General features: G+C 62.6%; 1 protein-coding gene. It reads right to left on the bottom strand.

Translation table 11 applies throughout. The annotated features are described in order from the left end of the window. The coding region (locus ACLFKU_RS44340) for a PTS transporter subunit EIIC (RefSeq protein ID WP_410853468.1) at positions 1–393 on the bottom strand (393 nt) is incomplete at both ends.

The raw sequence follows: 393 nt of genomic DNA, 5'->3' as shown, positions 1-393 counted from the left end.
AATGCCAGATCGCGATCGCGGCGGCCGGCAGGCCGAACATCTTGAACAGGAACGCGCCCGCAAGAATCCCGGCGGTGGGATCGCCCGCGAAATAGCGGGTGATGTCGCCGTGAACCTCCTTGCCGGTCGTCGGGTCGACGAAGCTGCCCATTTCGAAGAAGAATGGCACGTTCCAGATGTGATGCAGACCGAATGGAATCAGCAGACGTTCGACGAAACCGTACACCGTCGCGGCGGTGCGCGGGTCAGAAACCGCTGCCCAGTGCGAAAAGGCTTTGATTGCGCTGCCTATTGGCGGCCACACGAAGGACAGGATCGCGCCGAGCACGATCGAGCCGATCGCGGTCACGATGGGCACGAAGCGCTTGCCGGCGAAGAAGCCGAGATACGGCG

Origin of the sequence: Paraburkholderia sp. EG304, from assembly GCF_046543485.1 — a bacterium.
GTDB classification, from domain to species: domain Bacteria; phylum Pseudomonadota; class Gammaproteobacteria; order Burkholderiales; family Burkholderiaceae; genus Paraburkholderia; species Paraburkholderia youngii.
Note: the sequence above shows the minus strand (reverse complement) of the source record. Positions and strands in the feature narration are given on the sequence as shown.